The sequence below is a fragment of the Microbacterium sp. 16-032 genome (assembly GCF_041079455.1).
GTDB lineage: Bacteria > Actinomycetota > Actinomycetes > Actinomycetales > Microbacteriaceae > Microbacterium > Microbacterium testaceum_A.
Genome location: NZ_JBFYGQ010000005.1, coordinates 458338 through 473833, shown reverse-complemented (window position 1 = coordinate 473833; position 15496 = coordinate 458338). Strand labels below are relative to the sequence as shown.

Annotated in this window: 13 protein-coding genes; 12 read left to right on the top strand and 1 reads right to left on the bottom strand. The window is 66.3% G+C overall.

Annotated elements, in window-relative coordinates; all coding sequences use genetic code 11:
• Positions 1-58: 58 nt before the first annotated feature.
• The gene (locus tag AB6V31_RS13545) at positions 59-1642 is read left to right on the top strand and encodes an AMP-binding protein (RefSeq protein ID WP_056225934.1); all 1584 of its coding nucleotides are present in this window, start codon (positions 59-61) and stop codon (positions 1640-1642) included.
• Positions 1643-1725: 83 nt separating this feature from the next.
• Here AB6V31_RS13545 and AB6V31_RS13540 read toward each other — a convergent pair whose 3' ends face one another.
• Positions 1726-3786, bottom strand: coding sequence for an MDR family MFS transporter (locus tag AB6V31_RS13540; protein WP_369366222.1), 2061 nt, complete (start codon positions 3784-3786; stop codon positions 1726-1728).
• A 684-nt stretch (positions 3787-4470) separates the two neighbouring features.
• Between AB6V31_RS13540 and AB6V31_RS13535 the strand changes: the two genes are divergently transcribed.
• The 11 genes from AB6V31_RS13535 to AB6V31_RS13485 all read left to right on the top strand — a co-directional run bounded on the left by AB6V31_RS13535 (position 4471) and on the right by AB6V31_RS13485 (position 15264).
• A complete protein-coding gene (locus AB6V31_RS13535) occupies positions 4471-4692 on the top strand; it encodes a hypothetical protein (protein ID WP_369366219.1) in 222 nt (73 codons plus the stop codon).
• 27 nt (positions 4693-4719) lie between these two features.
• Positions 4720-5001: a metal-sensitive transcriptional regulator gene (locus AB6V31_RS13530; RefSeq protein ID WP_369366218.1), complete on the top strand. Its 282-nt coding sequence runs from the start codon at positions 4720-4722 to the stop codon at positions 4999-5001.
• A gap of 29 nt (positions 5002-5030) precedes the next feature.
• Entirely contained in the window at positions 5031-5360 is a 330-nt protein-coding gene (locus AB6V31_RS13525; protein ID WP_369366251.1) for a heavy-metal-associated domain-containing protein, read from the top strand.
• Positions 5357-7630 carry a heavy metal translocating P-type ATPase gene (locus AB6V31_RS13520; RefSeq protein WP_369366216.1) on the top strand — a complete coding sequence of 758 codons (2274 nt, stop codon included), beginning with the start codon at positions 5357-5359 and terminating at the stop codon, positions 7628-7630. Before AB6V31_RS13525 ends, AB6V31_RS13520 begins: the two co-directional genes overlap by 4 nt.
• 235 nt (positions 7631-7865) lie before the next feature.
• Positions 7866-9863, top strand: a complete 1998-nt coding sequence (locus AB6V31_RS13515) for a heavy metal translocating P-type ATPase (RefSeq protein WP_369366250.1) — start codon at positions 7866-7868, stop codon at positions 9861-9863.
• A 35-nt stretch (positions 9864-9898) separates the two neighbouring features.
• Positions 9899-10336 (top strand): DUF6153 family protein, encoded by a 438-nt coding sequence (locus AB6V31_RS13510; protein ID WP_369366215.1) that lies wholly within the window; start codon positions 9899-9901, stop codon positions 10334-10336.
• Positions 10337-10433: 97 nt separating this feature from the next.
• Positions 10434-11036 carry a DUF305 domain-containing protein gene (locus AB6V31_RS13505; protein WP_369366213.1) on the top strand — a complete coding sequence of 201 codons (603 nt, stop codon included), beginning with the start codon at positions 10434-10436 and terminating at the stop codon, positions 11034-11036.
• A 61-nt stretch (positions 11037-11097) separates the two neighbouring features.
• Positions 11098-11934: a WD40/YVTN/BNR-like repeat-containing protein gene (locus AB6V31_RS13500; RefSeq protein WP_369366212.1), complete on the top strand. Its 837-nt coding sequence runs from the start codon at positions 11098-11100 to the stop codon at positions 11932-11934.
• Positions 11935-12356: 422 nt separating this feature from the next.
• Complete coding sequence (locus AB6V31_RS13495; RefSeq protein WP_369366209.1) at positions 12357-12527, top strand: hypothetical protein; 171 nt, start codon at positions 12357-12359, stop codon at positions 12525-12527.
• Between the two features lie 344 nt (positions 12528-12871).
• Positions 12872-14122 (top strand): hypothetical protein, encoded by a 1251-nt coding sequence (locus AB6V31_RS13490; protein ID WP_369366207.1) that lies wholly within the window; start codon positions 12872-12874, stop codon positions 14120-14122.
• Between the two features lie 29 nt (positions 14123-14151).
• Positions 14152-15264 carry a hypothetical protein gene (locus AB6V31_RS13485; RefSeq protein ID WP_369366205.1) on the top strand — a complete coding sequence of 371 codons (1113 nt, stop codon included), beginning with the start codon at positions 14152-14154 and terminating at the stop codon, positions 15262-15264.
• The last annotated feature ends 232 nt before the right edge of the window (positions 15265-15496 follow it).

The following is a 15496-nucleotide window of genomic DNA, read 5'->3' as shown; positions in this document are numbered from 1 at the left end:
CGGATGCCAGGATGAGCGCACGGCACCGTCGCCGCGGCAGTTTTCGAGGGAGAGAACCGTGTTCCAGAGCCCGTACCCGAGCATCGAGATCCCCGACCAGAGCATCTACGACTATCTCTTCGCATCGCTCGAGGAGTCCGATCTCGATCGCGTCGCGCTGGTGGATCCCGCCGGGGGTGCCGAGACCACCTACCGCGCCCTCCGCGCCCAGGTCGACGCGTTCGCCGGGGCCCTGGCCGCCCGTGGTGCCGACACCGAGACCGTCGTCGCGATGCTGTGCCCGAACGTCCCCGCGTTCGCGACGGTGTTCCACGGCATCCTGCGTGCGGGGTCGATCATCACCACGATCAACTCCCTGTACACGGCGAACGAGATCGAGAAACAGCTGAGGGATGCCGCGGCCACCTGGCTCGTGACCGTGTCTCCGTTGCTGCCGCAGGCGCATCAGGCCGCGCGCGCCGTCGGCATCCCGGACGAGCGCGTCATCGTGCTCGACGGCGCGGAGGGGCACCCCGATCTGCGCTCGCTGGTGGGCGAGGGCCGCACCCCGCCCGAGGTGAGCTTCGACCCCGCGACCCACATCGCGGTGCTGCCGTACTCGTCCGGCACCACCGGGGTCCCCAAGGGCGTCATGCTCTCGCACCGCAACCTCGTCGCGAACGTGCACCAGTGCCGGGCCGTCATCGAGATCGCCCGCGACGATCGGGTGCTCGCCGTGCTGCCCTTCTTCCACATCTACGGGATGACGGTGCTGTTGAACCTCGCGCTGCGCCAGCGCGCGACGCTCGTCACCATGCCGAGGTTCGACCTGATGGAGTTCCTGCGCACCGTGCAGGATCACCGGTGCACGTTCCTCTTCATCGCCCCGCCGATCGCCGTCGCCCTGGCCAAACACCCCGCCGTCGACCAGTTCGACCTCTCGAGCGTGCACAGCGTCTTCTCGGGAGCGGCTCCGCTCGACGGCGAGACCGCCGAGACCGCCGGGCGGCGCATCGGCGCGCGTTTCTATCAGGGCTACGGCATGAGCGAGTTGAGCCCGGTGTCGCATGCCATCCCGGCGGGTACCGACATGCCGGTCAGCTCGGTGGGCGTGCTCATCCCGAACTGCGAGGGGCGGCTCGTCGATCCGGAGACCGGAGCCGACCTCGAGGAGCACGGCGACGACGGCCTCACGGCACCCGGTGAGATCTGGGTGCGCGGCCCCAACGTCATGCTCGGTTACCTCAACCGTCCGGACGCCACCGCCGAGACACTGGATGCCGACGGCTTCCTGCACACCGGAGACATCGGCGTCCACCACGTCGACGGGTACTTCACGATCGTCGACCGGCTCAAGGAGCTCATCAAATATCACGGTTACCAGATCGCCCCGGCGGAGCTCGAGGCCCTGCTGCTGTCGCACCCGAAGATCCAGGATGCCGCCGTCATCGGCGTCCGCGGTGACGACGGCGAGGAGATCCCGAAGGCGTTCGTGGTGGCCGCCCCCGAGGCCGGTCTGAGCGCCGACGACGTGATGGCCTTCGTCGCCGGCGAGGTGGCCCCGCACAAGAAGGTGCGCCGCGTCGAGTTCATCGACGTGATCCCCAAGTCGACCTCGGGGAAGATCCTGCGCAAGGACCTGCGGGCCCGCGAGACCGTGTGAGGTCATCTCGTCCCGTGGCGGATGAGAGAAGGGCGGGGGCGTCTCACGACGACCCCGCCCTTCTTCTGTGGAGTGATTGCCGCTCAGGGAGCGATCAACGCGCCGGTCTGGGCGGCGGCCTCTTCGGCGCGCTCGTCCTCTTTGTCCTTGCCGCGGCGCTCGTCGGCGGCCTCCTGCAGGGCCGACTTCGACCGCAGCGGCGGGGTGCGGAAGAACAGCGACAGCACGAAGGCCAGCAGCACGACGCCCATCGCGGTCCAGTACACCGTCGTCGCCGAGGAGTTGAAGCCGACAAGGAACGGCTTGGTCAGTCGCGCGTCGGCTCCCACGAGGAACGAGGTGTCGTCGAGCGTCGAACCGCCGATCGAGGTGTTCTCGTCACCCGCGGTGAACTGGTCCTCGATCGTCGTGGCCGCGGTGTCCACGAAGGCCGCACGCTGCGCGGCATCCGAGAAGTCCAGGCTGACCGTGCCGTCAGACGAGACGCGCGCGACCGGCACCTGCTGCTGGATCTGCGTCGTGGCCGCGGTGATGGCCTGGGCGACGGCCGTCTGCGTGGCGGCGGCCTGCGCCGACGCCGGGATGCGACCTGCCGCGGCCTGCTCCGTGACGGCCTGGGTCGCGGCATCCTGAGCCTGCTTCACCCCGGCCTGCAGCTGCGTCGTGGTCCCCTCGACGATCTTTGACACGATCGGGGTGTAAATGCCCGACATGATCTTCTCGTTCGCGGGGGCCGAGGCCACGGTGGGGTCGAGGGCCGCGTCGAGAGCATCGGTGAGCGTCGCGCGGTCGGCGAAGGAACCGATGATGTTCGTCGGCATGAGCGTGAACAGCAGCGACAGCAGCACCGCGGTGCCGAGCGTTCCACCGATCTGGCGGAAGAACGTCGATCCGCTCGTGGCCACGCCCATGTCGCGCAGGCCCACCGAGTTCTGGCTGGCGATGGTCAGCGTCTGCATCAGCTGACCGAGGCCGAGGCCGATGACGAGCATCGCGATCGCGACGTGCCAGTAGGGGCTGTCGTACTTCAGGAACGTCAGCAGGAAGAAGCCGACCGACATCAGCGCCGTGCCCAGGATCGGGAACATGCGGTAGCGACCGGTGCGCGCGATGATCTGACCGCTCGCGATCGAGGCGATCATCAGGCCGAGGATCATCGGCAGCATCTCGAACCCGCTCTGCGTCGGCGAGGAGCCGAGCACGAGCTGCAGGTACAGCGGCAGGGTCAGCATCGCGCCGAACATGCCGAAGCCGACGAGCACGCCGATGATGGTCGCCATCGAAAACGTCGGCGAGCGGAAGAGCTTCAGCGGGATGAGCGCGTCGTCCTTCATCGCGGTCTCGGCGATGACGAAGGCCAGGATGCCGAGCGCGCCGATGACGTAGCAGGCGATCGCGATCGGCGAGCCCCAGCCCCACTCGCGACCCTGCTCGGCCACGAGGAGAAGCGGGACGAGCGCGACGATGACCGTCGTGGCGCCCCACCAGTCGATGCGCACCGAGTGCCGCGGCTGCTTGGGGATGTGGAGGAAGCGCCAGACGATCGCGAGCGCGACGATGCCGATCGGCACGTTGATGAGGAAGACCCAGCGCCATCCGGTGATAAAGAGGATCTGGCTGGCTCCGGCGAACAGACCGCCCACGAGCGGGCCGATGACGCTGGAGATGCCGAAGACGGCGAGGAAGTAGCCCTGGTATTTCGCGCGTTCGCGCGGGGCGAGGATGTCCCCCATGATCGCCAGCGGCATCGACATCAGTCCACCGGCGCCGAGGCCCTGGATGGCGCGGAAGGCGGCGAGCTCGACCATCGAGGTCGAGAAGCTCGCGAGCACCGATCCGATGATGAAGATGAGGATGGCGATGAGGAACAGCGGGCGCCGACCGAAGATGTCGGAGAGCTTGCCGTAGATCGGCGTCGAGATGGTCGACACGATCAGGTAGGCCGTCGTGACCCAGGCCTGAAGACTCAGGCCCTGCAGGTCGTCGCCGATCGTGCGGATCGAGGTGCCGACCACGGTCTGGTCGAGGGCGGACAGGAACATGCCGGCCATGAGGCCGAAGATCACGAACATGATCATGCGGTGCGTCATGACCGTGTCGGTGGTCGCCGTGTGCGCGCGGCGGCTGGTGGTGATGTCTGACATCGGGGCCTCTTCACGAGAAGGCCTGGCGGACGGCGGGGAGAGCTCGGTCGGGCGCCAGGTGTTTGCTGAAAGTCAAACAAATAGTAGCGCTGTCCGGCGGCGTCGGAAACCACCCCGGCGCCGGGGTCTCTTCGCGCGTCGCTTCGGAGCAGGGGATCGTTCGAGAACATGATGGCCCCCGCTGTCATCGCCCTGTGCTCGCGCTGTCTCCTGTCCTCGCGCGGCGGCCTCGGATCGCGGTCCGTGCGGCGGGGCACCGCGGGCGTCGCCCGGGGGAGTGGGGTGGGGCGCGAGGGGTGCCGCGTGGGCGGGCGCGGGGCGCGAGGGGATGCCGACGCAGAGCGGCAAGGGTGTCGTGCGCGCGGGGCGGGAGGGATGCCGACACAGAGCGGCATCCGGAAACGAAAAAGGTGTTCATCGCGCTGGTCATCCTGCTTCCCCGGTCGGTCCACCCGGCGGCCTCGCGCCGTATCGATGTGCTCGGAGGCCTTCTGGTCACCGCCGCCACGGGAACGCTCATCTGGGCGATCATCAATGCTGGCGAACGGGGAGTCTGGCAGTGGGGCAACGGCGTCGCCGGCCTCGTCGCGATCGCACTGTGTGCGGCGTTCGTCGTCCGGCAGCGGACGGCGCGCGCCCCGTTGATGGATCTGCGTCGAGGAAGCCGGCGTCGCGTCCGGAATTGTGAGCACCTTCCACGAGTTCGGGGCGTCGACCGGAGCCGCGGTGATGTCCAGCGTCGCAGCGGTCAGCCTCGCCGGAGGAACCCCTGATGGGTTTACCGCCGCGCTGCTCGTCGCCGGTATCGCCGCGTTCGTCGCGGCTGGTCTGGCCGCCGTGATTACTCCCCGGCGTCCCAAGGCTCAACCGGCCCAGGAGCGGACGATCGCAGACCGATTGCCGTGAATACGGTAGGGGGGTAGGGTATGCAGCGTGAACGGTTACACGGCGAACAAGGAAGACCTGCTGAAGCGGCTGCGTCGCGCGGAGGGTCAGGTCCGTGGAATCGCGCGGATGGTCGAGGACGACAAGTACTGCATCGACATCCTCACGCAGGTCTCCGCGGCCACGAAGGCGCTCGAGTCTGTCGCGCTGTCGCTGCTGGGCGACCACCTGTCGCATTGCGTTGCTGAGGCCAGTGCCGAGGGTGGTGCCGTTGCCGAAGAGAAGATCCGCGAAGCCAATGAGGCGATCGCCCGTCTGGTCCGTTCGTGACCCACCAACCCACCTACGAGGAGACGATGATGAACACCGAGAACCGCAATGACCTGGGCTTGACGGACACCGGCGCTGGCTGTGCCTGCTGCGCGACCGCATCGACTTCCGAGACCGCGGATGCGGCGACGGCCGCGGTGACGTCTGACGTGCTGGTGACGGGGATGACCTGCTCGCACTGCGTGTCGAGCGTCACGGAGGAGTTGTCCGCGATCGACGGGGTGGAGGGTGTCTCGGTTGACCTGAACGCGGGTGGAACGTCGCGGGTGACTATCCGCAGCTCGGCGCCGATCGCTGCTGCTGCCGTGGAGGCGGCGGTGGAGGAGGCTGGTTACGCGCTGGCCAGCACTACGTCATGAGCACGGTCGATGTCGAACTCGACATCACCGGGATGACCTGCGCGTCGTGTGCGACGCGAATTGAGCGGAAGCTCAACAAGCTGCCCGGTGTGGAAGCGACCGTCAACTACGCCACCGAGAAAGCCCGCGTGCGCGGTGAGGACGTCGACTCGGCCACCCTGATCGCCGCGGTCGAATCCGCCGGCTACCACGCGGCGATTCCGGCGCCGCCGGTCGCCGAGGGCGCGGATGAACCGGGTGCGCCGGTGGACCGCGATCTGGTGTTGCTGCGGCAACGTCTGCTGATCAGCACCGCGCTGTCTGTGCCGGTCGCGGTGCTGTCGATGGTTCCGGTGTTGCAGTTCGAGTACTGGCAGTGGCTGGCGCTCACCCTCACCGCCCCAGTGGCGGTGTGGGGCGCGTGGCCGTTCCACCGTGCCGCGGCTGTCAACGCCCGCCACGGTGCCGCCACCATGGACACCCTCATCAGCGTCGGGGTGATCGCCGCGTTCGGCTGGTCGCTGTACGCCCTGTTCTTCGGTGGCGCCGGCATGCCCGGGATGACGATGACGTTCACTCTCATCGGCACCCCGCAGGCGGGTGGGCATGAGATCTACCTCGAGGTCGCCGCGTTGGTGACGGTGTTCATCCTTGCCGGCCGGTACGCCGAGGCGCGCGCCCGCCGATCGTCTTCTGAAGCGCTGCGCGCTCTGCTCGAGCTGGGTGCGAAAGACGCCGTCAAGCTCGTCGACGGTGTGGAACAGCGAGTCCCGGTGAGCCAGCTGCTCGTGGGCGATGCGGTTCTGGTCCGACCGGGCGAGAAGATCCCTTCCGATGGGCTCGTCATCGATGGGTCGTCGGCGATCGACGCAAGCATGCTCACCGGTGAATCCGCCCCGGTGGAGGTCGGTGTGGGTTCCCGTGTGGTGGGTGCGACGGTCAACGTCGGTGGCCGGCTCACGGTGGAGATCACCCGCGTGGGTGCGGACACCGAACTGTCGCGGATGCGGCGGCTGATGGAGGAGGCGCAGACCGGGAAAGCCCGTGTGCAGCGTCTCGCCGACCGGGTGTCCGGGATCTTTGTGCCCATCGTGATCTTGCTGGCCATCGTCGCGTTCGTGGGTTGGCTGCTGGTCGGCGGGTCTCTGGAGCTGGCGTTCACCGCCGCGGTCGCGACGCTCATCATCGCCTGCCCGTGCGCCCTGGGGCTCGCTACCCCCACCGCGCTGCTGGTGGGCACCGGTCGTGGTTCTCAGATGGGGATCCTGATCCGTGGACCGCAGGTGTTGGAGCAGACCCGCAAGGTCGACACGATCGTGTTGGATAAGACGGGCACCGTCACCACCGGGACCATGGCTGTCACCGCTGTGCACCCGGCTCCGGGGATCACTCGGGAGGAGCTGCTGGCCGCGGCTGCGGCTGTGGAGTCCGGGTCGGAGCATCCCGTTGCCCGAGCGATCGTCGCCGACAGCGTCGCTGTCCCGCCGGCGGAGACGTTCGACTCTCACGCCGGGTTCGGGGTGCAGGGCATCGTCGCAGGTTCTCTCTTCGTCGCCGGCCGTCCATCCTGGCTGCAGGAGCAGTGGGGCATTCACTGCACCGCGCAGCTGCAGCACGACGCCGCCGCGCTGCAAACCGGGGGAGCGACCGTCGTGGCGATCGGGCGTGACGGCGCGCATCTGGGCATCATCGCCGTCGCCGATACGGTCAAGCCCACCAGCGCCGAAGCGGTCGCCCGGTTCCGTGCGTTGGGTATGACACCGGTGCTGCTTACCGGGGACAACGACGGTGCTGCGCGGGAGATTGCTCGACAGGTCGGTATCGACCAGGTGCGTGCCGGGGTCACGCCGGCCGGGAAACTCGACGCGGTCCGCCGACTGCAGGAGGACGGGCATATGGTCGCGATGGTCGGTGACGGGGTCAACGACGCCGCCGCTCTCGCTGCCGCCGACCTTGGTCTGGCGATGGGTGGAGGGACGGATGCGGCGATCGCTGCGAGCGACATCACTGTTGTCTCCGGTGACCTGTTGGTGGTCGCTGACGCGATCCGGCTGGCACGCCGCACCCTGCGCACCATCAAGGGCAATCTGTTTTGGGCGTTCGCGTACAACGTCGCCGCGATTCCGGTCGCGATGGCCGGGTTGCTCAACCCGCTGGTTGCCGCGGCGGCGATGGCGTTGTCCTCCGTGTTCGTCGTCACCAACAGTCTGCGCCTGCGCGGGTTCCGTCCCATCCCGGCGAGCTCGCCGACTGTCATCCCCGAACCGTCCCGCGTTTCCGCCGGGGCCTGACCTGCATCTGCCGGATGCGAATAGTGGAAGGAAGCTCACCATGAGTCAGCACGACCACCACGCACACCACCACACACCGACCGACGTGGGTGGCGATGACACTGCCCAGGGGGTGCGCGAAACCGTCCCCGACCCCGACCCCGACCCCGACCCCGACACCGTCAACGACTCGCACGCGCACCGCGGGTCCTCACAGGACAGTGCTCACGAGGGGCATGGCAGTGAGCACGCGGGGATGCAGCACGGTGGGCACGCCGGGCACGGCGCGGACCACGTCGCGCGGTTTCGTCGACTGTTCTGGATCAACCTGATCCTGGCGGTCCCGGTGGTGGCGTTCTCGGGCATGTTCTCGATGCTGCTCGGTTACCCTCTGCCCGACGCGGCCTGGGTGGGCTGGATCTCCCCGGTTCTCGGCACCGTGATGTATGTGTGGGGTGGTGCCCCGTTCCTGACCGGTGCGGTCGGCGAGCTGCGTACCCGCAAGCCGGGGATGATGCTGCTGATCGGGTTGGCGATCACCGTCGCGTTCGTCGCATCGTGGGGCGCGAGCCTTGGGCTGTTGGATCACGAGCTGGACTTCTGGTGGGAGCTGGCGCTGCTGATCGTCATCATGCTCCTGGGCCACTGGATCGAGATGCGCTCGCTCGCGCAGACCACCTCCGCACTGGACTCCCTGGCCGCGCTTCTCCCGGATGAGGCGGAGAAGGTCGACGGGGATACGACGGTCACCGTCGCCCCTGCAGACTTGCAGGTCGGTGACGTCGTGGTGGTGCGCCCTGGTGGACGTGTTCCGGCTGATGGTCGGGTGGTGCAGGGTTCGGCGAGCATGGACGAGTCGATGATCACCGGCGAATCCCAGCCTGTTCGCCGTGGCGAGGGGGACGCGGTCGTGGCTGGCACCGTCGCCACAGACTCGGGAATTCGTGTAGAGATCAGCGCGGTGGGGGAGGATACCGCCCTTGCCGGCATCCAACGACTGGTCACCGCGGCGCAGAGTTCGTCGTCGAAGGCACAGCGTCTCGCTGATCGTGCGGCTGGGTGGTTGTTCTGGTTCGCGCTGATTGCTGCGGCGATCACCGCGGTGGTGTGGACGATCGTGGGGGTGCCTGATGACGCGGTGATCCGCACGATTACGGTGCTGGTGATCGCCTGCCCGCATGCCCTGGGTCTGGCGATCCCGCTGGTGGTGTCCATTGCTACTGAGCGCGCGGCCCGGGGCGGGGTGCTGATCAAGGACCGTCTCGCTTTGGAGAGCATGCGCACCGTGAATACGGTCCTGTTCGACAAGACCGGCACTCTTACCAAGGGTGCCCCCGCCGTTACCGCGGTCGAACCGGTCGGCGGGATCGACGCGGACCGGCTGGTAGCCTTTGCGGCCGCCGCGGAGACGGACTCCGAGCACCCGCTGGCCCGCGCCATCGTCGCCGCTGCACGGGAGAAGAGCCTCTCGGTGCCTGGGTCGACGGATTTCGAGTCCTCGCCTGCGGTCGGTGTCCGCGCGACCGTCGACGGCCAGACGGTGCAGGTCGGCGGTCCGTACCTGCTCGAGCAGACGGGCGGCCAGGAGCTGCCGGTCGCGGACGCGTGGCGGGAGGAGGGTGCGATCATCCTGCACGTCCTCATCGAGGGGAAGGTCGCCGGTGCGCTCCGGCTCGCCGATGAGATCCGTCCTGAGTCCCGGCAGGCGATCGATGCGCTGCACGCCCGCGACGTGCAGGTGGTGATGATCACTGGTGACGCCGAAGCGGTGGCCGCTTCGATAGCCGCTGAACTGGGTATCGACCGGTTCTTCGCCGGTGTGCGGCCGGAGGACAAGGCCTCCAAGGTGAGGCAACTGCAGGACGAGGGACGCAAGGTCGCGATGGTCGGCGACGGTGTGAACGACGCGCCCGCTCTCGCGCAGGCCGACGTGGGTATCGCCATTGGCGCCGGCACGGATGTCGCGATTGCCTCGGCCGGGGTGATCCTGGCCAGCGACGACCCTCGCTCGGTGCTCTCGGTGATCGAGCTGTCCCGCGCGAGCTACCGGAAGATGAAGCAGAACCTGTGGTGGGCTGCCGGGTACAACCTGATCTCGGTGCCGTTGGCCGCTGGCATCCTCGCCCCGATCGGTTTCGTGCTGCCGATGTCGGTCGGCGCGATCCTGATGTCCTTGTCCACGATCGTCGTCGCTCTGAACGCTCAGCTGCTGCGCCGGTTGGATCTCAGCCCCGACGCGGTTATCAGCCGCTGACGGGTGTGACGTACCGTGGAAGGGAGGGAGGTGACATGTCGCTGATCGCGCTGACGGACCGGGTTCGCACCGGCCGCTCGATGGCCCGTACGCTGCTGCTGCTCACCGCCGTCACCGGCGCGATCATCGTCGGCCTGCTGGCCATGCACTCCCTCAACGCGCACACCGCGACCGACACCGGTCACCAGACCACCGTCACCACTTCCGCCACGACTAGCGCTGGTGATCACCATGCCGGCACCACCGCAACCGACGAGCTGTGCGCGGACTGCGGCAGTGGGCACTCAGACATGCTGGCGATGGCGTGCGTTGTGGCGCTGCTCGCGACTGTCCTGCTGCTGGTGCGGCCCGGCGCGGTCATGCGATGGTTGTCCATCCTGCCGCGGCCGAGAGACTCGCTCGTAAAGGCGCTGTTCATCAGGCCGGCCCTGCGGCCGCCTTCACTCACCGTTCTCTGCATCAGCCGTACGTGATGCGCACGAGCCGGACCTTTGCGTCCGGCTCGTGCATCCGCATGCCCGTCACCCTGACCGGCGTTGCTTTCACGTACCCCTGTAGTGGAGAACCCTGATGAAGATTCGTACCGCGGCAACCGCCGCACTCACCCTCGCCGCCGCCCTCACCCTCGCAGGCTGCGCCGGTACCACCGGCCCCGACTCAATGCCCGGCATGGACCACGGCAACAGTTCGGCCATGTCCGCGCCGGACGCGGACTTCAACGACGCGGACGTCATGTTCGCGCAGATGATGATCCCGCACCACGAACAAGCCGTCGAGATGTCCGACATGATCCTCGCGAAGGACGGTGTCGACGAGGGCGTGATCACGCTGGCCGAGGACATCAAATCTGCCCAGCAGCCTGAGATCGACCAGCTGCAGGAGTGGCTGGATGGATGGGGTGCCGACAGTGACACCGGCTCCATGGGCGGCATGGACCACGGCGGCGGCGTGATGAGCGAAGACGACATGGCGGCGCTGGATTCCGCTACCGGTGCGGAGGCGTCGCGGCTGTTCCTCGAGCAGATGACGATGCACCACGAAGGTGCCATCGATATGGCGCAGGACGAAGTCGATAACGGGCAGAACCCGGACGCGATCGCGATGGCGCAGACCATCATCGACACGCAGACCGCGGAGATCGCCACCATGCAGGAGCTGCTCGCGCAGCTCTGACCGCACCCGGTGAGGACGCCCCACCCGAGGGCGTCCTCACCCTGAACTCGAAAGGGTGCGTATGCGCATGCCCCTGCGCGCGACGACCAGTCTTGTCGCGCTTTCTGCTCTGACTCTCTCCGGTTGTGCGGTTGCCGCGACGCCCTCCACCGGCACCGAACACGCAGATGGTGTCGCCCACGTGCACGCCATCGTTCCCGCACCAGATGGGGACGGGTTCCTGCTCGGGGCACACGAAGGGATCTTCTCCGCCACCGCGACCGGCGAGCTCGGCCCTCGGATCGGCGGACACGACTTCGATGCGATGGGGCTCACCGCGCTGGGCGGAGATCTGATCGCTTCCGGCCACCCCGGACGCAACACGCCCGCCGAATTGGGGGTGGGGAACCTCGGCGTCATCCGCAGCCAAGACGGCGGGGAAACCTGGGAGCCTGTCGCGTTCACCGGAGAGAAGGATTTCCACGTCCTCACTGCCGGCCCCGATGGCGCCCTGTACGGGCAGGATGCCGGGGACGGAGCCATGCTGATCAGCACCGACAAGGGCGTGTCGTGGTCGCCAACCGGTAGCACCCTGCTCACCTTCGGTCTCCAGGTCGACGCCACCGGCCGCATCATCGCTCTCACCCCTGATGGCCCGCAGATCAGCATCGACCGGGGCAAGACCTTTACGCCCCTCACCGACGCCCCTGCCCTGTTCGTCATCGCAGCGTCTCCGGACCGCCAGCGGTTGGTCGGCGTGGATAACAACGACACGATCTGGACCGTCATCGGGACCGGGTCATGGCAGGACGTCGGCACTGTGCACGGCCCTGCCCAAGCCATCACGATCACCGACGAGGGCGACGTGCTCGTCGTCGATGCCAGCGGGCTCAGCCTGCTGCCCTCACCTCGTCAATGACCAGCCCCAAGGACACCCGAATAGTGCTCACCCACACATCTGGCCCCCCTCCAGGGCGCCATCGTGCCGTCGACAGTCCTCCCGGTACCGAGACCCCGACGTCGGGCTTCCCGCGCACCAGACGAGAAGCCCGCGCCCGCACACGAGTACCCCGCGAACACGCCCCGCCCACCCACAGGGACGACCGTGGCGCTGCCACAGGGACGCCCTTCGACGCCGCAGCGCGACTGTTCTCGTTTGCCGGCTCTCATCCGACATCGCCGAGCCCGCCGCAACACCCCTCGGAAGCGGCGAGATCAGCCCGTCGCGCGGCCTCACCGAGCAAACCGTCCACGACTGGCCGGGTCCGAAAGCGAACCGGCCTACAGGCGGTGTCCCTGTCCGCGCGCGTGTTGGGTCTGGTGGGTCTGATGACGATCGGGATGACCGTCGATGCTGAGGCGCTGCCTCACGAGCACGACACCGCCGGGATCGCCGTCGACTCCGGCATCCCGAAGACCGATATCCAGGGGCCGCTCAGCCAAGTGGGCGTGGTCGCGTTGCTGGCAAGACTTGAAGGGGAAGGAAATCAACAACGTGGCACGCCTAGATGATGAACTCGAGCGTTTCTACGCGCGACTGGCCGCGCGCGCCGAAGCCGAGGACTACTGCCAGATCGAGTTAGTGCTGGATGTCCCCTCTGCAGAGAGAGCTGCGGAAACAGGGTTGGATCGACTCATCGAGGAGTCGGACCGGGCCCGGTGTACTCAGTGGGGACGGATTCAAGTTCCCTGACCAGCCCCAATGTGCTGTCGTGTTCGCCAACACATTGCGTACGCGCGATCGCGGTTCCATCGAACCGATGGTGGGTGCGAAAGCGCGCCCGGTATCGGCATGTCCGAAGCACATGCCATAGTTCTCGGAACGTGCCAAGACGTCAGCCTGGGGTGGTGCACACATGAAAATCGATCGTCTCGAGATTCGCTTCTTCAAGTCGTTCAACTTCGACTACGAGCGTAAGTGGTCGAACAAGAGCGAGCCTGCGTTCTGGGAGGACACCACTGAGGGCTGGTACCCGTTCGTCCGGGTCAAAATCGACCCCTCCATCACCGCGGTGGTCGGTGCGAACGAGGCCGGGAAGACTCAGCTACTCGACGCCCTGGAGATCGCTCTCACGGGTAGGGGAATCGATGAAGGTGATTTCTGCCGTTACAGCACGTTCTACTCAGTTGAAAAGGGTCGTGTACGCGCGCCCGAGTTCGGTGTCGCCCTCCGGATCGAGAACGAGAACGAGCTCGCAGTGCTGCAAGCAATCGTTCCGCAGGCAACCAGCGACCAGCAGTTCACCCTCTATCGCCCGGGACGTCATCCGTCCTTCATCATTCTCAATGGTGGAGCTGAAGTCTTCGAGCTGAGCGCGTCGCAGCTTGCGGCGCTAGACAACGTTCTGCCGCCCGTGTTTCGGTTGCGCACGGATTTGGGCATGCCCGACGCGCTTTCGATCGACGCCTTGGCGGACGGGACTCGGCACGCGTTCGACTCTCGGAGGCGACGTTCAGCCGTGTTTGGGGCACTTCGCGGTGGTGCTTGGTCGGCTGCGGACGAGTTCGCTGCGCACGTTTTCCCGGTTTGGCAGAGTCATATTGCATCGCCGGACACGGAGGCTGAAGCTCGACGAAACTCCGAGTTTGAGCTCGGTCGGAAACTCCTAGTGGATATTGCTGGAATCGATCCCGCGTCGTTTGCTCGATTGCGAGCAGCGATTGCCAACGAACAAGAGGGAGAGATTGAAGGACTCGTAAGAGCGATGAACATCGCCATTGCCGAGAATCTCAACTTCAAGCGCTGGTGGTCTCAAGACACGGATTTCGAGCTAGAAGTGAAGGCGCGAGAGCATGAATTGGCGCTCGTCATCCGGGACCGTACCCGCGCTTCGTACTCGTTCGACGAGCGTAGCCAGGGGCTGAGGTTCTTCCTTAGCTATTTTGTGCAGTTGACCGCGCACAGGCGAGGGCTCGTTGGCCCGGAGGTCATGCTTCTGGACGAGCCGGATGCGTACCTGTCGAGAGCCGCGGGCAGCAGGATCTTCTTCGGGTCATCTCTGACTACGCGACACCCGAAGACGGAAGTCACAAACACCAAGTCGTTTACGTCACGCATTCTCCATTCCTTATTGACAGAAACGCGGGTCATCGACTTCGAGTACTAGACAAGGGGGCGGAGGACGAGGGCACACGGGTGGTCAAAGATGCCACCCAAAATCACTACGAACCGCTTCGTACCTCCCTGGGCGCCACGGTGGCTGAAACCGCCTTCATCGGGGGGTCAAACCTGTTCGTGGAAGGGCTGGCGGATCAAGTCATGCTGGCCGGCGCGTCCGCCTATTTTCGACGAACAAACGACGATCACGACTACCTTGACCTGAACGACCTGACGATAGTTCCGAGCGGATCCGCCGAGTCGATCCCCTACATGGTGTTTCTGGCTCGAGGCCGTGACCAGGTAAAGCCAGCATGTGTCGGTCTCTTTGATGGCGATAAAGCGGGCAAAGCGGCTGCCAAGACGATGCGGGAGAGGCTGGTGCACCGACGGGCGATCATTCCTGAGGAGTGCATTGTTGAACTCGACGTCTGGGCCCAGGCGCGCTCGCCTCTCGTGCACGAAGCAGTCGTATTGCGTGAAATCGAAGACCTAGTACATCCCGAGTTCGCGACGTCCGCCGCGAGGGCGCACGCGAAGATGATCGAGGGTTTCGACGATGAAGCGGTGTCCGCGCTGACAGCGGATGCCGTGGTCGCAGCTGTGGCAGCGAAGGATGGGTCCCTCTGGGATGGGCTGGACGTTGCCTACCGGAAGGCCTTCAAGGGGGCGCACATCGAGAAGGTTGGCTTCGCTCGTGCTGTAGTCGAGCTGTTCGAGGGCGCGCTCGCGTCAAGCACCCGCATCCCCGGCCAAGATGAGACCGAGCTTGCTATGCGTGCGTTGCTACGCGATCTCTCCGACCGTCTCGCCTCAGCTAGCGCCGAGGAAACCCAACGTCGAAGCGATCGAAGGTTGAGTGGGAAGGTCCGGGAGTTCCAACGCGATCACCAGGACTCAATATCGAAACGACGAGCGCGCAGCCTTCTTCGGGAGATTGATCTCATTCTTGACAGCTCGGCAGACGCAGATCACGTGCGTGTCGAGCTCGAGGCGATCCGGCGTGACTTCGACCTGGACGAGCGTATCTCCGAACTCGTCCCAAGATTCGAGGGCTTCCAGGCGCGCGTCTCTGGCCTATCGCTTCAGCAGAGAATTCGGGACCAGGGGCTGGCCGCAGGTTCGGTTGCAGGACGAGGAGAGTCCGACTGAGGGGTCGGAGAAGGCGACTGCGCCGCCGAAAGCGAAGTGATCCACCTTCCGGAAACTCGCCGCGACCGGCCCGAGACCGGCCCAAATCGTTAACCAGGCATGCGAGTCGGCATTTGCGGGAGAGGTCGCTCTGGCTCGGTTTGCTCGCTCAACCACCGCGGCGTATGCGGCCAATCGGTGGCAGAAACCGCTTCTCACCAGGGCAAAGCGAAACCCCCGCCATGTAGAAGCT